The sequence below is a fragment of the Streptomyces sp. NPDC058751 genome, from assembly GCF_042746485.1.
Lineage (GTDB): Bacteria > Actinomycetota > Actinomycetes > Streptomycetales > Streptomycetaceae > Streptomyces.
The window spans coordinates 125,819-150,316 of record NZ_JBHYPZ010000020.1 but is presented as its reverse complement, the minus strand read 5'-3'; the positions used below and the strand labels follow the sequence as shown (position 1 = coordinate 150,316).

Below are 24,498 nucleotides of genomic sequence, written 5' to 3'. Positions count from 1 at the left end.
AGGCTTACACGAAGGGTGGCGTATCCGCGTGACGCAGCTGCCGGGCCTCCTCGACACCGAGGCGATCCGCAAGGACTTCCCCATCCTGGACCGTCAGGTCCACGACGGCAAGAAGATCGTGTACCTGGACAACGCGGCGACCTCGCAGAAGCCGCGCCAGGTGCTGGACGCCCTGAGCGAGTACTACGAGCGCTACAACGCCAACGTCCACCGCGGTGTGCATGTGCTCGCCGAGGAGGCCACGGCACTGTACGAGGGCGCGCGCGACAAGATCGCCGCGTTCATCAACGCGCCGAGCCGCGACGAGGTGATCTTCACCAAGAACGCCTCCGAGTCGCTCAACCTCGTGGCCAACATGCTGGGCTGGGCCGAAGAGCCCTACCGCGTGGACCACGAGACCGAGATCGTCATCACGGAGATGGAGCACCACTCCAACATCGTCCCGTGGCAGCTGCTGTCGCAGCGCACGGGTGCGAAGCTGAAGTGGTTCGGCCTCACCGACGACGGCCGCCTCGACCTGTCGAACATCGACGAGATCATCACGGAGAAGACGAAGATCGTCTCCTTCGTGCTGGTGTCGAACATCCTGGGCACCGTGAACCCGGTCGAGGCGATAGTGCGCCGCGCCCAGGAGGTCGGCGCCCTGGTCCTGATCGACGCGTCGCAGGCCGCGCCGCACATGCCGCTCGACGTCCAGGCCCTCCAGGCCGACTTCGTGGCCTTCACCGGCCACAAGATGTGCGGTCCGACGGGCATCGGCGTCCTGTGGGGCCGCCAGGAACTCCTGGAGGACCTCCCGCCGTTCCTCGGCGGCGGCGAGATGATCGAGACCGTGTCGATGCACTCGTCGACCTACGCCCCGGCGCCGCACAAGTTCGAGGCGGGCACGCCCCCGATCGCGCAGGCGGTCGGCCTCGGCGCGGCGATCGACTACCTGAACTCGATCGGCATGGACAAGATCCTCGCCCACGAGCACGCCCTCACCGAGTACGCGGTGAAGCGGCTCGCGGAGGTCCCCGACCTGAGGATCATCGGCCCCACCACGGCCGAGGACCGCGGCGCGGCGATCTCGTTCACGCTGGGCGACATCCACCCGCACGACGTGGGCCAGGTTCTCGACGAGCAGGGCATCGCGGTCCGCGTCGGCCACCACTGCGCGCGGCCCGTCTGCCTCCGTTACGGAATTCCTGCGACCACGCGAGCGTCGTTCTACCTGTACTCCACGCCGTCCGAGATCGACGCTCTGGTCGACGGCCTGGAGCACGTACGGAACTTCTTCGGCTGAGGGGCTGGCTGGGAACGTGAAGCTGGATTCGATGTACCAGGAAGTCATCCTGGACCACTACAAGCACCCGCACGGGCGCGGTCTCAGGGACGGCGACGCCGAGGTGCACCACGTCAATCCCACGTGCGGTGACGAGATCACCCTGCGCGTGAAGTACGACGGCGAGCGGATCGAGGACATCTCGTACGAGGGCCAGGGCTGCTCGATCAGCCAGGCATCGGCCTCCGTACTGAACGACCTCCTGGTCGGCAAGGACGTGTCCGACGCGCAGAGGATCCAGGAGACCTTCCTGGAACTGATGCAGTCCAAGGGCCGGATCGAGCCCGACGACGCGATGGAGGAGGTGCTGGAGGACGCGGTCGCGTTCGCCGGTGTCTCCAAGTACCCGGCCCGGGTCAAGTGCGCCCTCCTGAGCTGGATGGCGTGGAAGGACGCGACGGCCCAGGCTCTGGGCGAGAGCGCCGAGAGGAAGACGGCATGAGCGAGAACACTGTGACATCGGACGAGACCGCGGTGACATCGGACGGCTCCGCGGTCGCGCCGGCCGGCACCGCCGCGGCGGGCGAGGGCCTGACGTCGAAGCCGGCCTCGGAGGAAGAGGTCCGCGAGGCGCTCTACGACGTCGTGGACCCCGAGCTGGGCATCGACGTCGTCAACCTCGGCCTCATCTACGGCATCCACATCGACGACGCGAACATCGCGACGATCGACATGACCCTGACGTCCGCGGCCTGCCCGCTCACCGACGTCATCGAGGACCAGGCCAAGTCCGCCACGGACGGCCTCGTCAACGAGCTGCGCATCAACTGGGTCTGGATGCCGCCGTGGGGCCCGGACAAGATCACGGACGACGGCCGCGAGCAGCTTCGCGCGCTCGGGTTCAACGTCTGAGACCCCGGTCCGGGACTTCGGTCCCCGAACACCTCGCAGGGGGCGGCACCTTCGGGTGCCGCCCCCTCGTGTTTCCCGCGTGAGAGCCCCGGGCCCGGGCTTGGACCGGCCGGCCCCGGCCTCAGGCCCTGGCCGGCCCCGGCCTCATGCCCAGCCCCGCACCAGGCGGAAGGACGAGTCCGCCCCGTAGAGCCGGCCGCGCTCGTGACGCTCCAGGCCGAGCCGGAAGTCGCGGTGCCGCAGGAACCAACCCGGGTAGTTGACCGCCTCCAGCCTGACGGCGCCCGAGCGGCGGGACGGCCGGGGGCAGAACGTGGCGTCCTGCCGGAACAGGGCGGAGCCGTCGTCGCGGTCGGCGCGCAGCCGGAAGTCGCGGTGGCGCAGGTAGGAGCCGTCGGAGGTGGCGAAGGAGTAGCAGGAGGACTTCGCCAGCCCGGGGACCACCTTGAAGCTGGCGGCCCGCCGGGTCGCGGCCGTACTGCGCGAACTCACCGGGGCGAGCAGGATCTGACCTCCGCTCAGATACCAGTAGCGATCGGGGTAGTTGACCGCCTGGACGGACTTCAGCGCCGGGGCCGGCCGGGGCGTGGAGGCGGTGCCGGACGCGGCGGGCGCCGGTGCCCCGGTGCCGCCGGAGCTCCGGTCCGAGGGCGTTGGCGACGCGGGGTTCCGTGACGCGGAGTCCGGTGACGCCGAGAGCGAGGTCCCCGGCGAGGACAGCGCGCTCTTGCCCGCGGGGGCGGTGGTCGATCCGGCGGGAGCCGGGGCGCCGAGGAGGAAGGGGTTCGCCGTGTCGGACGCGGTCCTGTTGCCCGTACCGCGTGACGATGCGTCAGAGTGCGTGCCTGATACGGAGATCACGGCGATGACGGCGATGGTGACGGCCGCCGCGAGCCCGCCGGCCAGCCACAGCCGGCGCGTTCCCGGCAGCCCGTCCTCGACGTCCGCCCCCACCGCCTCCCAGGGCGGCGGGGGCACGGGGACGAGATCGGCCGACACCGGGTAGGGCGCGCCGCGCGGGGTGGGGCGCCAGGGCACGATCTCCCTGGAGGGGGTGGACCCGTCGGGACCGGATCCGGGCGTCACTTCAGGCATGCGCGTTCCTAGAGGGGGGGAGAGCGAGCGCGTGAGGGGCGAAGCGAGGGTGAGGAGGTGCGGCGCACGGAGCGGGCGTTCATGGAGGCCCGGTGCGCGGCGGGTGAAACAGTAGTGGAACCGGTGACTACTGAGCAGTCGTTTCCAGCGGTCGTGCGGGTATTTACCTGCAGCTCTTTTCGGGCAATCACCCACAGAGCGAGGGGAGTTGGGCAGTGCGGGGCTCGTCCGGGCGATGTCCCGCCGACGTCCGGGGGCGAGAGTGCCCGCCGGGGCGGGCGGACCGGTGCGCACGTCGGTGCCTCTGGTGGCGGTGTCCTCGCCACCGGGGGAGACTGCCGTCCATGGCCGTCTCCTTCCACCAGCTGGTCGTCGACGCCCACGACCTGCCTGCGCTCGCCCGCTTCTGGTGCCGGGTCCTCGACTGGCGTGTGCTGTTCGAGGACGACGACGAGATCGTCATCGGCTCCGACGCGCACGCGCGCCCCGGGATCTGCTTCGTACCCGTCGGCGAGCGCAGGACCGTCAAGAACCGGCTCCACATCGATCTCGCGCCGGACGACCAGGCCGCCGAGGTCGAGCGGATCCTCGCCCTCGGGGCGCGCCGGGCGGACGTGGGCCAGGGCGAGGACGTGACCTGGACCGTTCTCGCCGACCCCGAGGGCAACGAGTTCTGCGTGCTGCGGCCGAAGAAGTCGCTACTGGACTGAGCCGGGCGTCTCCGCGGCGGCGGACGCGCGCAGCAGCACGTCCGCCAGGCCCTCCCGGCGGATGCGCTGGTCGATGTACAGCAGACTGCTCACCAGCGGTATGAACACCAGGGCGAAGAGCTGGACGAAGACGTTCGCGATCGTCGAGAACACCAGGGAGCGCCCCACGGCGGGCAGCAGCTGCGCGTAGATCTGGGTCACGCTCGCGGGTTCCTGCGCCGACGAGAGGTCGTACGGTCGCGGGGCCGACACCGCCATCTGGAGCGGCAGGTCGACCACGATGGAGACGATGAGGGTGATCAGGCCGCCCAGCAGCAGGATGCCGAACGTACGCCACCACGCACCGCGGACCAGTCGCGCCGACCGGCGCATCGCCGTCACCGGGGACGCCCCCTCCAGGACGGCGGCGGCCGGGGCGAAACTGAACCGGACGAACAGCCAGACGGCCAGCGGTATCACGAGCAGCGCGACCAGGGGGAAGAGGCTGAACGCCACGAGCGGAGCCCTGCTCGCCACCGTAGCCAGCAGCATCCCGAACACCACGAAGAGGACCACCATCGGTAGCGCTACGACCAGGCCCATCAGCAGCGTCACCCCGAGCACGGACGGGGTCCGCGACCAGGCGCGCCTCCACACGGCGCCCACGGGAGCCCGTCGCCCGAGAACGGCGTCGTGCAGGGTCGCGGCCGAGGAGGCCTGGACGAAGGAGCTCGCCACCAGCGAGACCAGCATGCCCACGATCCAGACCGTGCCGAACACGATCAGGACGGTGCGCAGATCGGCCCAGTCGATGGACCGGGGCGCCGCGGTCATGCGGTCCAGCTGGGTCTTCGTCGAGAGGTAGGCGGCGTAGAGGAGGCCCAGGTTCAGGGCGGCAAGGGCCGCGATGCCCGCGAAGGCGATCCCGAACAGCGGCTTCGCGTAGCGGCGCATCGTGACGAAGGCGCCGCCGAGGATGTGGTCCGCCCCGAGCGGGGCCAGGGGGATCACACCTGGCTTGGGCGGTGGCGGCGGCATCCAGCCCCAGCCGCCCGGAGCCCCCCAGTACGGTCCCGACGGCCCCGACGGCCCCCACCCAGAACTGTCCGACATGCCCCTAGCGCTCCACGTCTCGTCGGGAGTCTGTTCGACTCCGGCCCCCTTGTGATCGCGAACGATAGCCCCTGGGGCGCATGATGCCCATGGCATATACAAGATTCATGTGCGCACGGCCACGGGCGCCGGACGCGCACGGCCACGGGCGCCGGACGCGCACGGCCACGGGCGCCGGACGCGCACGGCCCTACGCGTCGGACGTACCCCATGTGTACAGTCGTACACATGGGGTATGCGCTGCTCGCCGGTGCCATCGCCGCGGAGGTCGGCGCGACCACCGCGATGAAGTACACGGAGGGCTTCAGCAGACCGTGGCCCTCCCTGGTGACCGTCCTCGGGTACGTCGTCGCCTTCGCGCTGCTGGCGCAGACCCTGAAGACCGTGCCGGTCGGCACGGCGTACGCGATCTGGGCCGGTGTCGGCACCGCCGCCATCGCGGTGATCGGCACGCTGTTCCTCGGCGAGGGCCTCACGGTCGCGAAGGCCGCCGGGATCGTCCTGATCATCGGCGGTGTCGTCCTGCTGAACCTGGGCGGGGCGCACTGACGGCCGGGCCCGCCGCGGCGGACGGCGCACGCTGATGGCGCGGCGGTACGACCCGGAGCGGCGGCAGCGGATCATCGACGCGGCGATCCGCGTCGTCGGCGCCCGGGGTATCGCCGGGCTCAGCCACCGCTCCGTCGCGGCCGAGGCCGATGTGCCGCTCGGCTCCACCACGTACCACCTTGCTTTCGGGCAAGGTGACCGGCCCTTCAGGGCCGGGGTGAATGCCCGCTCCCGCGGAGCGGGGCAGGTGAAGCCGAATCGCCCCCAGGGCGATTCGGCGTCTCGGGGGAGACGGCGGCGAGGCCGGCCTTGAGCAGGTGCGGCAACTCGGAGTCGACGGTGGTCGGGCGGGACGGTGGCCGGGAATGGTCACTCGCGCGGGTGATGTCGGTCGATGGCGTGGGCGACCGGGGAACGTGCGGGCTAGGTTCACGGTCATGGCACGGTTTCGGATGTACCCGACGAGTGAGCAGGCGGGCGTCATGCTCGGCCACTGCGCGCACGCCCGGTACGTCTGGAACCTCGCCGTCGAGCAGCACGCGCACTGGTACCGGGGCCGCAGGGCGGCGCCCGGCTTCGCCGAGCAGTGCCGTCAGCTCACCGAGGCCCGGCGCGACAACGAGTGGCTGGCCTCGGGCAACGCCGATGTGCAGCAGCAGGCCCTGAAGGATTTCGCCACAGCCAAGAACGCCCGCTTCACCTCCGGGTTCGGTGAGCCGACCTGGCGCCGGAAGCACGTGCACGAGGGCTTTCGCGTCATCGGTACCGACCGCATCGGGGAGTTCGAGGCGGACGGCTCGCCGAGGCTCAACGCGAAGACCGGAAAGCAGGTCATGGGCCGCTCGGTCGTGGTGCAGAAACTCAACCGCAGGTGGGCGCGGGTGAAGGTGCCCGGCTGCGGCTGGGTCCGCTTCCGGCTCAGCCGCAACGGCAGGGGATCTCAGTTACCGAAGGCGAAGACGTTCCGCGTCACCTTCCGCAACAACCAGTGGCACATCGCCTTCGCCGTCATCCCTGTACCGATCGAGGGGCCCGGCACGGGTGAGGTCATCGGCATCGACCGGGGCGTGGCCATCACCGCCGCCCTCTCCGACGGCCGGAAACTGAACTGCCCGCAGCTCACCGCCAGGGAACGCGCCCGGATCCGCAAGCACCAGCGCCGGGCCGCCCGTATCAAGGCGCGTGAGGCGGACCGGCGCAGGGACTGGTGCGAGAAGACCAGCACGATGCTCGCCCGCACCTGTGACCTGGTGCGGTTCGAGAAACTGAACATCAAGAACATGACCCGCTCGGCCAGGGGCACCATGGCGGAACCCGGCCGGAAGGTCGCCCAAAAGGCCGGGCTGAACCGGGCGATCCTCGCCCAGGGCTGGGGCCTGCTCCGGCGACGCACCGGGCACAAGGCACCCGGCCGGGTCGAGGACGTCCCCGCCCCCTACACCAGTCTGCGTTGCAGCGTCTGTGGCTGGATCGACAAGGACTCGCGCAAGAGCCAAGCCGGGTTCGTCTGCTCCTCCTGCGGCTTCACCTGCAACGCGGACACCAACGCAGCAGTCAACGTCGCGGCAGGACAGGGCGGGATCCCCCGCCCCCGGCGAACAGCCGGTGCCGGAGGGGTGACAACGGCCACCAGCCGCTCGAACACCCGTGAACCCCAACCCACACGGGCTGGAATCCCCCTCTTTCAAGAGGGGGAGGATGTCAATTCAAGACCCTCGACGACCTCATGGTCGCCGCCCTGCGCCGGGTGGAGGGGAGGGGTGAGGGGAGCCGGGACCGGCGCCGGAGCCGGAGTCGGAGCCGGTCCGGGGCGGTGGCCGGATGCCCGGTTGCCGAGACGGCCCGCGCACCGGTTCGCCCGCGCGGCCCCCGTCAAGTTAGGTTGCACCCATGACCGACACGACTGCTTCTCGTACCACCGGCGCCGTCGCCACCGGGCTCGCCACCCTCACCGCCGACGGCACCGTTCTCGACACCTGGTTCCCCGCCCCCGAACTGTCCGCCGAGCCCGGCCCGGCCGGCACCGAGCGGCTGTCCGCCGAGCGGGCCGTGGAACTGCTCGGCGAGGGAGCCGCGCAGGCCGTCGGCCCGGACGCCCGCCGGGGCGTCGAGGTGGTCGCGGTCCGTACGGTCATCGCCTCGCTGGAGGACAAGCCGCTCGACGCGCACGACGCGTACCTGCGCCTGCACCTCCTCTCGCACCGCCTGGTCAAGCCGCACGGGCAGAACCTCGACGGTCTGTTCGGGCTGCTCGCCAACGTCGCCTGGACCTCGCTCGGTCCGGTCGCCGTCGACGCCGTCGAGACGGTCCGGCTGAACGCGCGCGCCGCCGGCCTGCACCTCCAGGTGACCTCCATCGACAAGTTCCCGCGCATGACGGACTACGTCGCCCCCAAGGGCGTCCGCATCGCCGACGCCGACCGGGTCCGCCTCGGCGCGCACCTCGCCGAGGGCACGACCGTCATGCACGAGGGCTTCGTGAACTTCAACGCGGGCACGCTCGGCACCTCCATGGTCGAGGGCCGCATCTCCGCCGGTGTCGTCGTCGGCGACGGTTCGGACATCGGCGGCGGCGCGTCCACCATGGGCACCCTGTCGGGCGGCGGCAACGTCCGCATCACCATCGGCGAGCGCTGCCTCGTCGGTGCGGAGGCGGGCGTGGGCATCGCGCTCGGCGACGAGTGCGTGGTCGAGGCTGGGCTGTACGTCACGGCCGGCACGCGCGTGACGATGCCCGACGGCGACGTCGTCAAGGCCCGCGAACTGTCCGGGGCTTCGAACATCCTGTTCCGCCGCAACTCGGTCACCGGAACGGTCGAGGCCCGCCCGAACAACGCGGTCTGGGGCGGCCTGAACGAGGTCCTGCACAGCCACAACTGATCAACGACGGCCGTGACGCGCGGCCGTCCGTCCGGTCGACGCCCCGACCTGCCGGCATCCGGCGCCGGTCGGTGCCGAGCGCCCTTCCACGGCCCGAGGACGGCCGGGGAGGGCGCTCGCGGGGTTTCCGGGGCGGAAGGACGCCGACGCCCGTGTCGTCCGCCGGCGGCCTCGCGGGACGGCGGGGCCGGCGGGCAGGATGGCCTCATGACAAAACTGTCCGCGCGGCCGGTCCGTCGTACCTCCTCCAGTTCGGTGCTGTCCTTGTGGTCGCAGGATTCCGTGCTGTCGATCGGCTCGGTGGGTTCGGTGCTGTCCGTGGGGTCCGTCGGTTCGGCCCTGTCGGTCGGCTCGATCGGAAGTGCCCTGTCGGTCGGCTCGATCGGGTCCGCCCTGTCGCTGATCTCGACCGGGTCGTGGCTGAGCACGGGATCGTTGTTCTCCGCGCAGTCCCGGTGGTCGGTGCTGTCCTGGCGTTCCTCCGGCGGTTTCCTGGCCGTGGGAGCCGTGGGGGCGGCGGCCGGAGGCGCCCTGCTGCTGGCCCGGACGCTCCGCGAGGCCGGAACCGGCACGCCCTAGGGCCTAGGCGCCCAGGTCCGCCGCGAACTCCGCCAGGGCCTCGAAGTCGGGCCCGCGCAGGCCCAGGCGGGGGTCCACGTGGCGCAGGAGGGCGGGGGCCGGGTGGTGGGCGGCCACGAACTCCTCGTCCGCCGGGCTCTGTTCGTCGTCCACCCAGGCGAACGGGCGGCCCCCGGCGTGGGCCACGATGCGTTCCGTCTTCCAGTGGACGCCGTCGGGACGCTCGGCGAAGAGGGCCCCGGTGAAGTCGACGTAGGGGAGCTCGGGCAGGCCGATCACGGGGGCGATCCAGCGGTTCGCGGAGTCCATCCAGGTGGTGGCCCAGCACAGGTCGTAGCCGAGGGCCAGGAGGGCGCGGCCGTGGTCGGGATGCAGCCAGACCCGTAGCGGCCGACCGGGGTGCAGGGCCACGCGGATCGTGGTGTACCCCGCGGGCCGGCGCTCCTTCTGGGCCGCGTACGGATTCAGCGGGCCGTCGACGTCGAGGAACAGCAGGGGGCGGCTCATCGGGTCACCGTAGAGGACGCCGGGGGTGGGGACATCCGCAATTCTTTTCGGCTCGGAGGCATAGCGGGAAGCGGCGGCGCACGTCACCAGGGGCACAGGGGTGGGTCGCAAGGGGCCACCGGGAACGAGAAGGTGACGATGGATGCCGAAGCCGATGAGACTTTTCGGGACTTCGTGGCGAACCGGTCGTCCGCGCTGCTGAAGACCGCGGTGCTCCTCAGCGGGGGAGACCGGCACGCCGGTGAGGACCTGCTGCAGAACGCGCTGATCAAGGTCGCGGGCCGCTGGAACCGGATCGACGAGCCCGAGGCGTACGTACGGCGGATCCTGTACCGGCAGCAGGTGAGCCGCTGGCGGCTGAAGTGGCCGCGACGGGAACTGAGCGTCGCCGAACCGCCCGAGACACACGGTCCCGCGGTCCCCGGCACGGACGCCTCGGCCGCCGAACTGCGGGTCGTCATGCGGGGCGCGCTGGCCCGGCTCACCGCGCGGCAGCGCACCGTGCTCGTGCTGCGCTACTTCGAGGACCTGCCCGAGGCCGAGGTGGCCCGGCTCCTCGGCTGTTCCGTCGGAACCGTGCGCTCCACGACCCATCGCTCGCTCGCCCGGCTGCGGACACTCGCCCCCGAACTGGCCGCACTCGGCCCGGACCGCGCGCCGCAGCCGCCGTCCCGTGACTTCTCGCCCGTGGAGGTGCACCGGTGAACGTCGAAGAACTCCTCCGCGACACGCTCCGGGAGCAGGCCGGGAACACCCCGAGCACACCGCCGGGCTTCGCCGGCCGTGTGCTGGCCGTCCGTCGGCGCCGCAGGACCCGTACGATCGTCGGCGCCGCGCTGGCGACCGTGGCGGCCATCGCCGTGACGGTGGCCGTTCCGCGGCTCGACGGCGGCGGGCAGGACGTGCGCCCGGCGGGCCGGACCGACCGGAGCGACATCGTCGCCCGGCCCGACGAGTATCCACCGCGCGAAAAGGTCGCCGCGGGCAACGTCGTGCTCGCCGCGTTCAGCCTCCAGTCGATGGTGAAGCAGTCGCAGAAGGACGAGCTCCTCACGCGTACCTACCACCGGCTCGACCAGCGGACCGGCCGGTACGTGCAGGACACACGGTGGTCCGTCATGGCCGCCGCGCCGAGTACACGCACGGTGGCCGTCCTGGAGCGCCGGCTCCCCGCGCGGCGCGTCGGGCTGCTCGACCTGGCGACCGGAGAGGTCCGCCGCTGGATCCCGGTACCGCAGGGCGTCGCCGGTGTCGCCTTCTCGCCCGACGGCAGGAAGATCGTCGCCACGACGTATTCCAGCGATCCGGACCGGCGTTACTGGAGCCGCCGGATCAGGACCAGCGGACCCGACGGCGAGAACGGCTGGTGGCTCCAGGGCGTGGCCTGCCGGACCGGGTTCAGCGTCATCGACGTGGCCTCCGGGCAGGGGACGTGGCACCAGGCGCCGGACTGGAAGGACGAGTGGGGACGCCCCATCGGCGACCGCTCCGACTTCCGGTTCAGTGCCGACGGCGCGCTGCTCTACGAGCACATCACCACCCAGGCCCACCGCCAGTACCACGATCTGTCGGGCAAGAGCGTGCCCACGCCCGCGAACGAGATGAAGTTCGAGCTCGAACGAGCCGGATACTCACCCGACAAGAGGTTCCTGGTCCACCCGTCAGGGGTGAGGGACATGACCACCGGCGAGCCGGTGCCCAGGGTGCCCGACAACATGGCGCTCCTGGCCTGGGCCGACGACAAGAGGCTCATCGTCTTCGAGAACAGCCGGGACGGCGACCACCCCCACCGGCTCGCCCTGCTCACCCTCGGCTCCTCCAAGGTCGTACCGCTCACCGGCTACGGGTCGCAGTTGATGACCGAACTGGGCTCGCTGGTCCCCTTGTTCAGCGCCCGCTGACCGCCGTCGCGTCCTCGCCGACCGCATCGCGGTGAACCGCACGCAGCCCGTCGGCCGTCTCCCGGTCGGCGGGTCGCAGCGGTGCGCGGACCGGTCCCGCCGGCAGCCCGAGCGCGGCCAGGAGCGCCTTCGCGGTGACGGTGCCGGGCAGACCCGCGGCCATCATCGCCTCGATCAGCGGCAGGGCCCGCCGCATCGCCCCGGCCGCCCCCGCCGTGTCGCCGCGGTCGAACGCGTCGAGCACGGACCGCATCAGACCCGGCACGACGTTCGCGACCGTGCTGACGTACCCGGCGCCGCCCACCGCGTACAGCGCGAGCACCTGCTCGTCGCAGCCCGCGTAGTACGCCAGCTCCGTGCGGGCCAGCACCTTCTGCGTGCCGAGCAGGTCGTACGCGCAGTCCTTCACCGCCACGATCCGCGGATGCCCCGCGAGCCGGACCATCGTCTCCGGCTCGATCCGCGTCCCGGTGCGCCCCGGGATGTCGTACAGCACGAGCGGCAGCCCCGAGGCGTCCGCGATCTCCCGGAAGTGCGCCTCGACCGCGTCCTGCGGAGGTCGGCTGTAGTACGGCGCGACCACCAACAGGCCGTCCGCTCCGGCCTTCTCGGCCGCCAGGGCCAGTTCCACCGTGTGCCGGGTGTCGGCCGTCCCCACCCCCGCCACGACGGACACGTGGTCGCCCACGGCCTCCCGCACGGCCCGCACCAGCGTGGCCTTCTCGGCGTCCGACGTGGTCGGCGACTCGCCCGTCGTGCCGGAGAGCACCAGCCCGTCGCACCCCTCGGCCACCAGCAGCGCGGCGAGCCGCTGCGCGCCGTCGACGTCCAGCGCGCCCGCCGGCGTGAACGGCGTGACCATCGCGCAGACGGAGCGGCCGAACGGGGGAGCGGGCCGGGCCGGGCGCGGGCCGGCCGCGGGAGCCGGGGCGATAGGGGGGACGGTCGCGGTGGCGGTCCTCGGAGCGGTCATGAACGTAGTGTCGGCCACTTCATTGTGAAGCTCCACTTAAATCTTCTACGAGATATCGTCAACGGGTGCTACACGGTAGGCGGTGTCCCGGCCGGACTTCGCGCGCATCGGCGTGATCCCCGTCTCCACCTTCTCCCGGGCCGCGCGCAACGCCCGTAGCCGCGGGGGCCACTTGCGGGTGTCGCGCGGTTCGACGTAGGGCTCCTCGGTCGGGGGCCGGCCGTCGGTGATGGCGCGCTGCCGGGCCAGTTCGGCGTCGAACTCCAGGCCCAGGAGGATGGCCAGGTTGGTGATCCACAGCCAGACGAGGAAGACGACGGCGCCCGCGAGCGTGCCGTACGTCTTGTTGTACGAGCCGTAGCCGGCCACGTAGACGGCGAACCCCGCGGACGCGGCCAGCCAGACCAGGGTGGCGAGGACGCTGCCCGCGCTGAACCAGCGGAAGCCGCGGCCGGAGACGTTGGGGGCCGCCCAGTACAGCAGTCCGATCATCAGCTCGACGAACACCAGCAGGACGGGCCACTTCACGACCGACCACCCGGCGATCACCGCGTCGCCGAGTCCGAACACGGCGCCGGCGCGCTCGGCCAGCGGCCCGGTGAACACCACGATGATCGCGCTCCCGGTCAGCAGCAGCATCAGCGTGACGGTGAGCGTCAGCCTCAGCGGCGTCACCTTCCAGACCGGACGGCCCTCCGGGAGGTCGTACACGGCGTTGGACGCGCGGATGAACGCGCCGACGTACCCGGACGCGGACCACAGCGCCGCGAGAAGTCCGGCGATCGCCAGCACCCCGCCCGTGCCGCCGCTGTTCCCCAGCTGCGTCACCGCGTCGCGCAGGATGTCACGGGCCGGGCCCGGTGCCAGGTCTCCCACGCTGTCCAGGAGCCTGCCGGTGACGCGCTGCCCCATGACGCCCAGCAGGGAGACCGCCACCAGCAGCGCGGGGAACAGTGACAGCACGCCGTAGTAGGTCAACGCGGCCGCGCGGTCGGCGAGTTCGTCGTCCTGGAACTCCCTCGCCGTGCGCCGGGCCACCGCCCACCACGCTCGCGCGGGCAGCCGGACGGGGCGGTCCTGCGCCCTGGGCCCCGCCGCCGTGTCCGTGTCCCCGCGCGTGCCGGTGCCGGCGGCCGGGGCCGTGTCCGCGTGCGGGTCCGCGCCGTCGTTCCCGTCCCTGTCCGGAAGGGCCCGCCGCTTCGATTCCGGTCGCTTCTCGTCCATGACGGCCGTGTTGCCCGGATCCCGCCGCTGAAGCCGCCCGGGAGCGGCCGGACGCCCCGGACGCGGCCCGCCGGCACCACCCGCCCCTGTGGGAACACCCGCCTCCCGGAACGACCGCCCGCCTCCCGGAGCACGGGCCCACGACTCACCGACGATTCAAGTCGTCTGGACAAGAAAAGTTTTCGGTGAGAGCCTGGAGTCATGTTGGACGTGACCGTGATCGAGGACGCCGAGGCCGCCGCCGTGTCGCTGGACCCGATACGGGCCCGGCTGCTCGCCGAACTGGCCGCCGGACCCGCGTCGGCGGCCATGCTGGCCGGCAAGGTCGGCCTGCCCCGGCAGAAGGTGAACTACCACCTCAAGACGCTGGAGCGGCACGGTCTGGTCGAGCTGGCGGGCGAGCGCCGCAAGGGGAACGTCACCGAGCGGCTGATGCGCGCGACCGCGGCGTCGTACGTCATCTCGCCGCAGGCGCTGGCCGCCGTGCAGCCCGATCCGGACCGTTTCCGGGACCAGCTCTCCGCCCGCTGGCTCCTCGCGCTCGGCGCCCGGCTCGTCCGGGACGTCGGCTCCCTCGTCACCGGAGCCGCGAAGGCCCGCAAGCGGCTGGCGACGTACGCGCTCGACGGCGAGGTGACCTTCGCGTCGGCGGCCGACCGGGCCGCGTTCGTCGAGGAGCTGACCGCCGGCGTGAGCGCGCTCATCCGCAAGTACCACGACGGGGACGCGGAGGCCGGGCGTCCGCACCGGATCGTCGCCGCCGTCCACCCCACGGTCAGGCCCGAAGCCGCGGCCGGGTCCGGAGCCGTGGCGCAGACCGCGGCCGGGTCCGTGGCTCAGACCGAAGCGGCCGCCGGGTCCGCGGACGCGGAAGTCCCGGCGGGTTCCGAAGCCATCCACTGATCATCCAGGAGTCGTCATCATGCCCGAGGAATTCGAGGTAGCCCGCGAGTACGAGGTCGGCGTCCCGCCCGGCGTCGTGTGGGACGCGATCACCAGCGGCAGCGGCGGCTGGCTGTGGCCCATGGACTTCGAGCCCCGCGAGGGCGGTGCCGGGCCCTTCGGCAGCACCGTCACCACCTGGGACCCGCCGCACCGGCTGACCGTACGCACAGAGGACGTCGGGTTCCCGACGCAGAGCCTCAACCAGATCGACCACACCATCGAGGCCCGCGACGGCGGCCGGAGCTCCTGGGTCCGGTACGTGCACAGCGGCATCTTCACCGACGACTGGGACAACCAGTACGACGGGGCCGACAAGCACACCGACTTCTATCTGCACACCCTGCGCGAGTACGTGACCCACTTCGCGGGCCGCCCGGTGGCCTTCGCGACCTTCGACGGGCCCGGGGTGTCCGCGTCCCCCGACGCCTTCGCGGCCGTCGGGAAGGCGCTCGGCCTCGCGGACGACACCGCAGAGGGCGCGCGCGTGCGGGCCGAGGGGCCCGGCGGCGAGGGCTTCGACGCCGTGCTCGACTACCGCGACCCGTACTTCATCGGGCTGCGCACCGACAGCGCGCTCATCCGCTTCTTCGGGCGGGGCCGCTGGGGCGCGCCGGTCGGCATGAGCGTCCACGACTTCGCGCCCGGCGCCGACGCCGAGGGCGACGGGGCCGCCTGGAAGGGCTGGCTCGACGGGGTCTTCCCGGGCTGACCCGGTGCGCGGCCGGGGAGCCGCGCACGGCGAGCGGGAAGCGGACGCCCGAAGCGGGCGAAGAGCCCGGCCCCCCGGACGACGGGGCCGGGCTCTCGCGCACCCGAGCGGCTACGGTCCGATCACCGCGGCGACCGCGGACCGATCGCCGCAGCGGCTACGGACGGAACCGCAGCACCTGCGGGTCGTGGTCGCTGATCTGGTCGGAGAACTCCGAGTTGATGTGCACGCTGTCGTACTCCAGGTCGCAGCCCCTGCGGATCGAGGGGCTGACCAGGATCTGGTCGAGCACCTGGGCGTTGCCCTGGTAGTCGTACGTGTAACGCTGGCTCCTGGGCAGCGACTTGATCGCCGACCAGAGCTCGCCGTCGCCCTCCAGGATCTCGGCGGTCCCGGAGAACTCGAAGTCGTTGATGTCGCCGAGCGCGATGACGTCGGCGTTCTTCTGCGTCTTCAGGACCTCGTCGACGAAGGTGTTCAGCACGGTCGCCTGGGCGTGCCGCTGGACCTCGGAGCCGCGCGTCGGGGGCTGGTACTGCGAGGTCAGCCCCTGGTCACCGCCCTTGGAGTTGAGGTGGTTGGCGATCACGAAGACCGTGTGGCCGCGGAAGACGAACTCGCCCGCGAGCGGCTTGCGGCTGCTCTTCCAGGCCGTGTTCGCCGGGTCGATGCGGCCGGGGGACGCGGTGAGCTGCGCCTTGCCGCGCACCTTCGTGACACCGGTGGCGGTCGTCGGGTCGCCGCCCGCGCGGTCGGTGAACGAGACCCGCTCGGGGTTGAAGAGGAAGACCTGGCGGATGTTGCCGCCGGGCTCGCCGCCGTCCTGGCCGTCGACCGGGTCGACGGAGCGCCAGTCGTACGCCGGGCCGCCCGCCGCGACGATCGCGTCGATCAGCTTGCCCACCGTCAGGTCGGCGGCCACCGTGCCGTCGTTCGTCGCGCCGTTGTTGTCCTGGATCTCCTCCAGGGACACGATGTCGGGCGACTGCAGGTTGTTCACGATCGCGGACGCGTGCGCGGCGAACGTGGCGTCGCCCGGGTCCAGGTTCTCGACGTTGTACGTCGCCACCGCCAGCTCGCCGCGCGACTGCTTCCGGGTGGTCTCGCGCTCCAGGCCGCCCTTCTGGAGGGTACCGAGCTCGCTTGCGACGAGGGTGTAGCCGCCGAACTGGTTGTAGTCGAGCGGACCCGCCGTGACACCGGTGAGCTTGTCGCCGACGTTCGCGACCGGGAAGTCGGTGGTCGCGCCGAGGGACTGGACCTGTATCCGCCCGGTGTTCTGCGAGGTGTACGAGCCGTACACCGTGCCGCCGCGGCGGGTGGCGTTCTCGTGCGGCTTCACCGTGACCCACAGTTCGGAGTACGGGTCGGTGGCGGTGACCACGCGGGCGTCGGAGACCTGGACGTTCATGCCCTCGAGGGACTCGTAGAGGTCCAGGGCGTACTTCGCCGGCTCCAGCGGGAGGGCGTTGACCGAACCGCCCGCGGCGGTGTCGCCGGCCGGGGCGTAGTCGGCCGGCACGGACCGGGCGTCGACGACCGCCGCGGCCGGGACGGGGTTGCCGCTCGACACGACGGTGACCACCGGCTTGGTGACCTCGGTGAGCGCCTGGTTCCCGGTGGAGACACCGCCCGGGACGAACTCCGAGACCGTGCCCGTCACCGTGACCGAGTCGCCGACGGCGACCTTGGGGGCGGAGCTGGTGAAGACGAAGACGCCCTCACTGGTGGCGGGGTCGGCGTCCGGGGCGGGGTCCTGGTACCAGAACCCCTTGGACGAGCCGTACGTCCGCACGCCGGTGACGATGCCGGGCACGTCGGTGACCTTCGTGCCCGCGAGGGGGGAGGTCCGGGTGGTGCCCTGGATGTCGTGGATGTGGACGGTGTCCGCCTGGGCCGGTGTGGTCAGTACGACGGCGGAGACGGTGGAACAGACCGCGGCGACGGTCAGCGCGCCGATGCGCGCGGTTCTCTTGCTCGGCAAGGGAATCCCTCCGGGGACGTTCGTGAGCGTCGGGACGAGGGTGGACTGGTGGGGGGAGCGCGACCTGCTTGCGGGCCAGTGACGCGCGTAGAAGGGGTTGGGCCGCAAGGCCGTTGAACTTCTACGCGCGTCAATCTCGTGTGTGAAGAGGGGAGTTGTCAAGGTTTCGACGGTGTACGAGACCTGTCGGACACGTGAACCGGGCGGCATGGGTGGAAATCCGTCTAGGCTGAGCAGTCGGCACGGATCCCCGGGCCGCCTCCGGGCCCTCGGGCCCGCCGGTGCCCCGCGGGACCGGCGCCCCGGACCGCTTGGCCCGCCCGCCCCTGCTCGTCGTGGTCGTTCGGAGGAGAACCCAGCCGATGTCAGACAGCTCTTCCCTGCCGCCCGTGCGGCTGCACTCCGAGGCGCGGCTCGCGCGGGACGCGCTGGCCACGCCGCTGCTCTCCCGCGCCGCGCGGCTGGCCCGCTGGGCGGGCCCCGCCACCCGGGTCGGCGCCGGGGGCGAACTCGTCGAGGAACAGTTCCCCGAGGCGGCCGAAGTCCTCGGTCTGGCCGGTGACGACGCGGCCGCCCTCGTCGGTGAGGCCTGGCGGACGGCCGTGGACACCGGGCTCGTCGAGATCGTGGACGAGGAGGAGGGCACCGTCACCCAGGGCGAGGACCTCGCCCTGCTCACCTCGGGCGCCCCGCAGGACGTCCTCGGCATCTGGCTCGGCGCCCTCGACGCCGTGCTCGCCGACGCGAGCGCGCCCGACCTCGGCGACCTCGTCGACGCCATGGGCGCGGAGGGCGAGATCGACCTCTCCTCGCTGGAGTGGGACCCGGAGGCGGAGTCCGAGTTCCTCGACGGGGTGCTCGGCAACCTGTACCTGCTGACCGTCGGCGAGGACGCGCTCGGCGAGGTGTCGGTACCGCTGCCCGCGCTCGCCGCCTCGATGATCCTGCCCGACGACATGGGGGAGCCCACCGACGACGTCCTGGAACAGGTCTCGGACGCCATGATGCGGCTCGACGACCAGTTCCGGCTGCTGGAGCCCATCGGACTCGTCGACTTCCGGCCCGTCGACGAGGCCCTGATGGCGGACGCCGCCGAGGAACCGGCCTCCGCCGACGACATGGACGTGTCGCGGTACGGGGTGGTGCGCCTGACACCGCTCGGTCTGTACGGACTGCGCGCCCGGCTGATCGAGGCCGGCCTCCTCGCCCCCGCGGTGGGCGAGCTGACCGACAAGGGCGCGGACACGCTGCTGGACGCCACGGCCGGTTTCCCCCCGACCGCCGCGCAGGCCGAGATCGAGCAGTGGCTCGCCCGGCGTGAACCGCTCGCCGCCGCGGAGGAGCTGCTCTTCGCGGCGCGCGGCGCGGACACGGGCGCCCCGCTGCGCCGCCTGCACTGCCAGCAGGCCCTCGCGCTCGTCGGCGCGGAGGCCGAGCCGGCGCTGCGCGCGGTGCTCGACGACGCCGAACTGGGCGGCCTCGCTCGGGTCTGGCTCTCCGAGCGCGGTGTGCCCGACGTGCCCCCGCCGTCCGAGGCGATGGTCTTCTGGCTGACCATCGACACGGTCGCGGCACAGCTCGCGGCGGAGGGGAACTCCGCGGAGCTCCGGTCCCTGGTCGAGGGCCTGGCCCGGCAGCACAGCGGCTTCTTCGACACGGCCTGGCGGGTCGAGCACCCCGCCGCCCCGGACGTCCTGGAGGCCATGGGGCGGCTGCACCCCGACAAGAGGGTCGCCAAGGAGGCCCGCAAGGCGGCGTTCAAGGCCCGGTCGCAACAGGGGGTGTGACGCGCCGGTGGGGTGATGCGGACTCCGGGTGCCCGGTGATGGGTGCCGGGCGTGGGGCAGCGGGTGCCGGGTGTGAGGCGGCGGGCGTCGGGTATGGGGCAGCGGGTGCCGGAAGCCGGCCCGGCGCGGGTCGTCTCCCGGAGCACCGCGTTCCCCTGCGCGGGTCGGGTGGATTCACGCAAGGGGGACCCCGGAAGTCGGTGCGTGTTCAACTCGCGTTCAGGCGAGGGCGGGACGGTGTGCCGCGAACCGAGGCCGCCGGCCGCCACCCCCACGACAGTCCGAGTCCACCGTCACAGGAGACATCACATGTCGCTCTCTCGCAGGGACTTCGCCAGACAGTCCGCGATCACCGGCGCGGGCGTGGTCCTCACCGGCAGCGTGGGCGCCCTCGCCACCGCCCCCAACGCGCTCGCCGCCACCGAGACGGAGACCGAGGGCGCGGGTGAGAACCCGGCGGAGGCCCGCCACGGCGGCGTCGGCTACGGCCCGCTCGTCCCCGACCCCAAGGGCCTCCTCGCGCTGCCCGCCGGGTTCTCCTACCGCGTCATCACCTACAGCGGCCGCACCAAGCTGGACTCGGGTGAGTTCACGCCGTCCAACCACGACGGCACCTCCACGTTCGAGGGCCCGCGCGGAGCCACCCTCCTGGTCAACAACCACGAGCTGTCCGGCGCCCGCTCCAAGTGGACCTACCCGGTGCCGCTCACGGAGGGTCTCGTCTACGACCCCGCCGCCTCGGGCGGCTGCACGGTCGTCGAGGTCCGCCGGGACAAGGTCGCCGAGTGGGTCGGCGTCGCGGGCACCGCCACCAACTGCGCCGGCGGCAGCACTCCTTGGGGCACCTGGCTGACCTGCGAGGAGACCGAGGACAAGGCCGGCATGAACGGTATGACCAAGGACCACGGCTACGTGTTCGAGGTCGACCCCGTGGACCGCCGCCGCAACAAGGACCCCAAGCCCATCAAGGCGCTCGGCCGCTACGCCCACGAGGCCGTCGTCGTCGACCCCAGGCGCGGCCGGCTCTACCTCACCGAGGACGCCTCGAACCCCAACGGCCTGCTCTACCGCTGGACGCCCCCGCAGGGCTTCGAGCACGGCCACGGCCGCCTCCGCACCCTCGCCGACGACGCCGGAGCGTTCCAGGCGTTCAAGTGCTTCGACTCCGGCGGCAAGTTCGTCGACGACCTCTCCCGCGCCACGAAGACCGGCACGGTGTACGGCGTGGACTGGGTGGACGTCCCGGACCGCGACGCCAAGACCGTGTCCGTCCGCAAGCAGTTCACCGAAGGACAGGTCACCCGCGCCCGCAAGCTCGAAGGCATGTGGTGGGGCGACGGCGGCGTCTACATCGTCTCCTCCTACGCCCGGGCCGAGAGCCCCGGCCAGGCCCACGACGGAGCGGTCTGGTTCTACGACCCGGGGCGCCGCACCCTGACGCTGAAGGTCCTCATCGGCGTGAACCCCGACCCGTCCGTCGACGGAGCCCTCGACGGACCGGACAACATCACCGTCTCCCCGTACGGCGGGCTCGTCATCGCCGAGGACGGCGAGGGCGTCCAGCACCTGTTCGGCGCCACCGAGAGCGGTCGCACGTACCCGATCGCCCGCAACGAGCTCAACATCGGCACCGCCGAGGCGCCGGAGTACAGCGAGTTCACCGGCGTCACCTTCTCGCCCGACGGCCGCACCCTCTTCGCCAACATCCAGGACCCGGGCATCATGCTCGCCGTCACCGGCCCCTGGAAGCGCCAGAAGCGCGGCTGAACTCCCGCCGCTCTCCCCGGGAATTAAATCGCTCGCCGGGTTCGCGGCCGCCCTCCTAAAGTGGAGCACGTCCAGGTGCGAAGGCAGGACCTACTTCCACTCATAATGGGGCGGTCGCGGGTTCGAGTCCCGTCACCGGCACTGTGTGCCGGTGTAGCTCAGAGGGTAGAGCACCTACGTCGGTTCCGCCGATCTCGATCTCTGGACACCACAACTTCATGCACCTCCCGGTGCGCGGGCCGCGGCTACTTCTCTTCCAAAGAATCCACGCCGCCGCCGAATTGATCTCGGGAGGCGCAGCTCATGGTGGGTGCCCGGTGCGCAGGCAGCGGATACTTCGGGAACGGGTGGGGTCACGACCTCGTGCGGGTTCGAATCCCGTCATCGACTTCGGGTCGGTGTGGCGGAACGGAAGACGCGCCAGTTTATAAGCAGCCGACGCCGATCCCTGATCTCGGGCACCCTCCATTTGCTGTGCCTCCCTCCGGAACTCATCCGAATTCGGGGGAATTCACCATGGCGCGCTTCAACAACAAGGCGGCGAAGGCGCAGCCCACCTCTCGCGTGACGTCCACCGGCCGTGTGCTGCGGACGCACCAGGGCGGTCTGGGCCGCGAGCGCGACGCGCGCTCCGAGCTCTTCCTGCTGGCCGTAACGCACTTCCTCTCGGACACGTTCTACGAGGCCCGCTCCGACCGCGACGACCGGTTCGCCGTGCTCGTGCGCGAACTCGCCGTCACCGACCCGTCCTGGACGGCCGGCCTGCTGGGCTGGCTGCGCGGCGAGGGAAACCTGCGCACCGCCTCGCTCGTGGGCGCCGCCGAGTACGTGAAGGCGCGCCTGGACGCGGGTGCCACCGACGGCCCGTCCAACCGGCAGGTCGTCGCCTCCGTACTGCGCCGTCCCGACGAGCCGGGCGAGCTGCTCGCCTACTGGACCTCCCGGTACGGCCGCAGCGTGCCCAAGCCCGTCAAGCGGGGCGTCGCCGACGCCGTACGACGGCTGTACAACGGCAAGTCGCTGCTGAAGTACGACACCGCGTCCAAGGGGTACCGCTTCGGCGACATCCTCAACCTCGTGCACGCGGCGCCGGACCCGGACAAGCCCTGGCAGGGCGACCTGTTCCGGTACGCGCTGGACCGGCGCCACAACCCGGACACGGCCGTCGTCCCCGAGTCGCTGCCCGTGCTCGCCGCCCACCGAGACCTGATGGCGCTGCCGCCCGCCGAGCGGCGCGAGGTCGTGACCGGCGCGCAGGGGGCGCGGCGGCTGGCGGACGCGGGGATGACCTGGGAGGCGCTGGCCGGCTGGCTCCAGGGGCCGATGGACAAGGAGGCCTGGGAGGCCGTCATCCCGTCCATGGGCGCCATGGCGCTCGTCCGCAACCTGCGCAACTTCGACGAGGCCGGCGTCAGCGACGAGGTGGCGGCACAGGTCGCCGCCAGGATCAGTGACCCGGCGGAGGTCGCGCGTTCGCGGCAGTTCCCGTTCCGCTACCTCGCGGCCTACCAGCACGCGCCGTCGCTGCGCTGGTCGTACCCGCTGGAGCAGGCGCTCGGCCACTCGCTGGCCAACGTGCCCGCGCTGCCCGGCCGGACCCTGGTGCTCGTGGACCGTTCGGGCTCGATGTTCTTCTCGCGGCTCTCGGAGCGCTCCGAGCTCAACCGGGCCGACGCGGCGGCGATCTTCGGTACGGCGCTCGCGCTGCGGGCGGCGGACGCGGACCTCGTCGAGTTCGGCACCACCAGCAAGCGGGTGAAGTTCCGTGCGGGCGAGTCCGTGCTCAAGGTCATCGGACGGTTCGGCGACCTCGGCGGCACCAACACGACCGAGGCGGTCCGCAAGCACTACGAGAAGCACGACCGGGTCATCGTCGTCACCGACGAGCAGGCCGCGTACAGCCAGTACGGTGACCCGACCGAGCAGGTGCCGGCGCAGGTTCCGGTCTACACGTGGAACCTCGCGGGCTACCGCGCGGGCCACGGTCCCTCGGGGAAGGGCAACAGGCACACGTTCGGGGGGCTCTCGGACGCGGCTTTCCGGATGGTGCCGCTCCTGGAATCGGCGCGGGACGCCGACTGGCCGTGGGCGCAGGCCGACTGAGGCCGCTCGCCTCCGGCGTTCGCGGGTCCTGTGCGCCGGCTGGCGCAGGTCCTGTGCGCCGACCGTTGTGGGGCCTGCGCGTCGGCCGTCGTGGGTCCGGTGTCGGTCCGGTGGGTGGGTCGGGGCCGTGCCGGTACATCCGCCCGTCGCCGTTGGGTGAGGTGTGGTCGTCGGTGGCGACGGGCATGTGATGTACCGGCACGGCCCCTTGCGCCGGATGCCGGCTGCGGGTGCGTCGTGGTTTCGGTCCGCGTGGGGGCGGCTCCTCCCACGCGGCTTCCGGGTGCGGGCGGGGTCAGAGGGCCTGGGCCGCCGGTTTCACCATGCCTCGGACCGTGCGGGACTTGACGAAGTCGCCCATGGCCGTCATTTCCCACTCACCGGAGAACTGCTTGATCAGCTTGGCCATCATGACGCCCGTCTGGGCCTCGGCGCCGGTCAGGTCGAAGCGGACGAGTTCCTCGCCGCTGGCGGCGTCGATGAGGCGGCAGTAGGCCTTGGCGACCTCGGTGAACTTCTGGCCGGAGAACGAGTTGACCGTGAAGACCAGGCCGGTGACCTCCTGGGGGAGACGTCCGAGGTCGACGGTGATCACCTCGTCGTCCCCGCCGCCCTCGCCCGTGAGGTTGTCGCCGGAGTGCTTGATCGCGCCGTTCACGATGGAGAGCTTGCCGAAGTAGCAGCTGTCGATGTGGTTGCGCTGCGGGCCGTAGGCGATGACCGAGGCGTCCAGGTCGATGTCCTTGCCGCGGAACGCGGGCTCCCAGCCGAGGCCCATCTGGACCCTGGAGAGGAGCGGGCTGCCGCCCTTGACCAGGGAAACCGTCTGGTTCTTCTGGAGGCTGACCCGGCCCTTGTCGAGGTTGATCTTGCCGGTGGCGGCGGGCGGCGCGGGGGGCATGGGCGGGGCCGGGGGAGCGGCCGGAGACTGCGGTGCGGCGAGCCGGGGGTCCACGGCCGGGGCCGGGGGCTGTACGGCGGGGGCGGGCTGGGCGGCCGGGGCGGGCTCCTCCACGCTCACGCCGAAGTCGGTGGCGATGCCCGCCAGGCCGTTCGCGTAGCCCTGGCCGACCGCGCGGGCCTTCCACGCGCCGTTGCGGAGGTAGATCTCGACGATCACCAGGGCCGTCTCCGTGCCGAGGCGAGGCGGGGTGAAGGTGGCCAGGACCGCGTTGTCGTCCGCGTTGCGGACCGTGGCCGTCGGTTCGATGCCCTGGAACGTCTGGCCCGCGGCGTCGGGGCTCGCCGTGACGACGATCTTCTCGATGCCCGGGGGCACCGCGGTCGTGTCGACCGTGATCGCGTCGGGGGCGCTGCCGCCGCCCGACCGGTAGGTCACACCGGGGCCGGTGGGCTGGTTGTAGAAGATGAAGTCGTCGTCGGAGCGCACCTTGCCGTCGGCGGTGAGCAGCAGGCTCGACACGTCGAGCCGCACCGGGGCGGTGACGTCCACCGTCACGCGGGAGACGGGGAGAGGGATGTTCGAGCCGGGTGTCATAGCTGTCATGCCTGGGGTA

General features: G+C 71.8%; 21 protein-coding genes, 1 tRNA gene and 2 pseudogenes. 17 read left to right on the top strand and 7 right to left on the bottom strand.

All coding sequences use genetic code 11. From position 1 onward, the window contains the following. Positions 1-28: 28 nt before the first annotated feature. From ACFW6B_RS20180 to ACFW6B_RS20170, 3 genes are all read left to right on the top strand, one after another. A complete protein-coding gene (locus ACFW6B_RS20180) occupies positions 29-1,285 on the top strand; it encodes a cysteine desulfurase (RefSeq protein ID WP_103551913.1) in 1,257 nt (418 codons plus the stop codon). Between the two features lie 16 nt (positions 1,286-1,301). Beyond that, positions 1,302-1,766, top strand: a complete 465-nt coding sequence (gene sufU / locus ACFW6B_RS20175; RefSeq protein WP_037625858.1) for a Fe-S cluster assembly sulfur transfer protein SufU — start codon at positions 1,302-1,304, stop codon at positions 1,764-1,766. Between the two features lie 89 nt (positions 1,767-1,855). Next, a complete protein-coding gene (locus ACFW6B_RS20170; RefSeq protein ID WP_103551936.1) occupies positions 1,856-2,176 on the top strand; it encodes a metal-sulfur cluster assembly factor in 321 nt (106 codons plus the stop codon). A 144-nt stretch (positions 2,177-2,320) separates the two neighbouring features. On the opposite strand, the gene ACFW6B_RS20165 is transcribed toward ACFW6B_RS20170, so the two are convergent. Then, on the bottom strand, positions 2,321-3,271 hold the full coding sequence (locus ACFW6B_RS20165; RefSeq protein ID WP_386597813.1) for an AbfB domain-containing protein: 951 nt from the start codon (positions 3,269-3,271) through the stop codon (positions 2,321-2,323). 344 nt (positions 3,272-3,615) lie between these two features. Here ACFW6B_RS20165 and ACFW6B_RS20160 point away from each other — a divergent pair, with 344 nt between their 5' ends. Continuing rightward, positions 3,616-3,981 carry a VOC family protein gene (locus tag ACFW6B_RS20160; protein WP_386597812.1) on the top strand — a complete coding sequence of 122 codons (366 nt, stop codon included), beginning with the start codon at positions 3,616-3,618 and terminating at the stop codon, positions 3,979-3,981. Here the strand turns inward: ACFW6B_RS20160 and ACFW6B_RS20155 are convergent. Continuing rightward, positions 3,970-5,073 carry an oxidoreductase gene (locus tag ACFW6B_RS20155; RefSeq protein ID WP_386597811.1) on the bottom strand — a complete coding sequence of 368 codons (1,104 nt, stop codon included), beginning with the start codon at positions 5,071-5,073 and terminating at the stop codon, positions 3,970-3,972. The genes ACFW6B_RS20160 and ACFW6B_RS20155 overlap by 12 nt on opposite strands. A 228-nt stretch (positions 5,074-5,301) precedes the next feature. Between ACFW6B_RS20155 and ACFW6B_RS20150 the strand changes: the two genes are divergently transcribed. The 5 genes and pseudogenes from ACFW6B_RS20150 (at position 5,302) to ACFW6B_RS20130 (ending at position 9,081) form a co-directional block, all read left to right on the top strand. Next, on the top strand, positions 5,302-5,622 hold the full coding sequence (locus ACFW6B_RS20150) for a DMT family transporter (RefSeq protein ID WP_386597810.1): 321 nt from the start codon (positions 5,302-5,304) through the stop codon (positions 5,620-5,622). A 34-nt stretch (positions 5,623-5,656) separates the two neighbouring features. Next, a pseudogene (locus ACFW6B_RS20145) lies at positions 5,657-5,806 on the top strand (TetR/AcrR family transcriptional regulator); the annotation flags it as partial. Between the two features lie 181 nt (positions 5,807-5,987). Then, positions 5,988-7,175: pseudogene (locus ACFW6B_RS20140) on the top strand (RNA-guided endonuclease InsQ/TnpB family protein); the annotation flags it as partial. Positions 7,176-7,512: 337 nt separating this feature from the next. Beyond that, positions 7,513-8,502 carry a 2,3,4,5-tetrahydropyridine-2,6-dicarboxylate N-succinyltransferase gene (dapD, locus tag ACFW6B_RS20135; RefSeq protein WP_386597809.1) on the top strand — a complete coding sequence of 330 codons (990 nt, stop codon included), beginning with the start codon at positions 7,513-7,515 and terminating at the stop codon, positions 8,500-8,502. Between the two features lie 207 nt (positions 8,503-8,709). Next, positions 8,710-9,081, top strand: a complete 372-nt coding sequence (locus ACFW6B_RS20130; protein WP_386597807.1) for a hypothetical protein — start codon at positions 8,710-8,712, stop codon at positions 9,079-9,081. Between the two features lie 3 nt (positions 9,082-9,084). On the opposite strand, the gene ACFW6B_RS20125 is transcribed toward ACFW6B_RS20130, so the two are convergent. Then, positions 9,085-9,588: a hypothetical protein gene (locus ACFW6B_RS20125; RefSeq protein WP_386597806.1), complete on the bottom strand. Its 504-nt coding sequence runs from the start codon at positions 9,586-9,588 to the stop codon at positions 9,085-9,087. A 138-nt stretch (positions 9,589-9,726) separates the two neighbouring features. Between ACFW6B_RS20125 and ACFW6B_RS20120 the strand changes: the two genes are divergently transcribed. Together ACFW6B_RS20120 and ACFW6B_RS20115 are read left to right on the top strand one after the other, a co-directional pair. Further along, positions 9,727-10,293, top strand: a complete 567-nt coding sequence (locus ACFW6B_RS20120; protein WP_386597805.1) for a SigE family RNA polymerase sigma factor — start codon at positions 9,727-9,729, stop codon at positions 10,291-10,293. Beyond that, the gene (locus ACFW6B_RS20115; protein WP_386597804.1) at positions 10,290-11,489 is read left to right on the top strand and encodes a YncE family protein; all 1,200 of its coding nucleotides are present in this window, start codon (positions 10,290-10,292) and stop codon (positions 11,487-11,489) included. Before ACFW6B_RS20120 ends, ACFW6B_RS20115 begins: the two co-directional genes overlap by 4 nt. Here the strand turns inward: ACFW6B_RS20115 and dapA are convergent. Next, a complete protein-coding gene (dapA, locus tag ACFW6B_RS20110; protein ID WP_386597803.1) occupies positions 11,476-12,462 on the bottom strand; it encodes a 4-hydroxy-tetrahydrodipicolinate synthase in 987 nt (328 codons plus the stop codon). The two genes, ACFW6B_RS20115 and dapA, sit on opposite strands and share 14 nt — an antisense overlap. Positions 12,463-12,507: 45 nt before the next feature. Then, positions 12,508-13,686 (bottom strand): YihY/virulence factor BrkB family protein, encoded by a 1,179-nt coding sequence (locus ACFW6B_RS20105; RefSeq protein WP_386597802.1) that lies wholly within the window; start codon positions 13,684-13,686, stop codon positions 12,508-12,510. 201 nt (positions 13,687-13,887) lie between these two features. Here ACFW6B_RS20105 and ACFW6B_RS20100 point away from each other — a divergent pair, with 201 nt between their 5' ends. After that, a complete protein-coding gene (locus tag ACFW6B_RS20100) occupies positions 13,888-14,589 on the top strand; it encodes an ArsR/SmtB family transcription factor (RefSeq protein ID WP_386597801.1) in 702 nt (233 codons plus the stop codon). 19 nt (positions 14,590-14,608) lie between these two features. Further along, on the top strand, positions 14,609-15,340 hold the full coding sequence (locus tag ACFW6B_RS20095) for an SRPBCC domain-containing protein (protein ID WP_386597800.1): 732 nt from the start codon (positions 14,609-14,611) through the stop codon (positions 15,338-15,340). Positions 15,341-15,497: 157 nt separating this feature from the next. Here ACFW6B_RS20095 and ACFW6B_RS20090 read toward each other — a convergent pair whose 3' ends face one another. Then, entirely contained in the window at positions 15,498-17,324 is a 1,827-nt protein-coding gene (locus tag ACFW6B_RS20090; RefSeq protein WP_386597799.1) for an endonuclease/exonuclease/phosphatase family protein, read from the bottom strand. Between the two features lie 362 nt (positions 17,325-17,686). On the opposite strand from ACFW6B_RS20090, the gene ACFW6B_RS20085 reads away from it, so the two are divergent. The 4 genes from ACFW6B_RS20085 to ACFW6B_RS20070 all read left to right on the top strand — a co-directional run bounded on the left by ACFW6B_RS20085 (position 17,687) and on the right by ACFW6B_RS20070 (position 22,981). Next, positions 17,687-19,111: a hypothetical protein gene (locus ACFW6B_RS20085; RefSeq protein ID WP_386597798.1), complete on the top strand. Its 1,425-nt coding sequence runs from the start codon at positions 17,687-17,689 to the stop codon at positions 19,109-19,111. A gap of 309 nt (positions 19,112-19,420) precedes the next feature. Beyond that, positions 19,421-20,878: an alkaline phosphatase PhoX gene (locus tag ACFW6B_RS20080; RefSeq protein ID WP_386597797.1), complete on the top strand. Its 1,458-nt coding sequence runs from the start codon at positions 19,421-19,423 to the stop codon at positions 20,876-20,878. A 68-nt stretch (positions 20,879-20,946) separates the two neighbouring features. After that, a tRNA-Met gene (locus ACFW6B_RS20075) sits at positions 20,947-21,016 on the top strand. 378 nt (positions 21,017-21,394) lie between these two features. Next, positions 21,395-22,981 (top strand): TROVE domain-containing protein, encoded by a 1,587-nt coding sequence (locus ACFW6B_RS20070; protein ID WP_386597796.1) that lies wholly within the window; start codon positions 21,395-21,397, stop codon positions 22,979-22,981. A gap of 295 nt (positions 22,982-23,276) precedes the next feature. On the opposite strand, the gene ACFW6B_RS20065 is transcribed toward ACFW6B_RS20070, so the two are convergent. Beyond that, the gene (locus tag ACFW6B_RS20065; RefSeq protein WP_386597820.1) at positions 23,277-24,479 is read right to left on the bottom strand and encodes a TerD family protein; all 1,203 of its coding nucleotides are present in this window, start codon (positions 24,477-24,479) and stop codon (positions 23,277-23,279) included. Positions 24,480-24,498 lie beyond the last annotated feature (19 nt).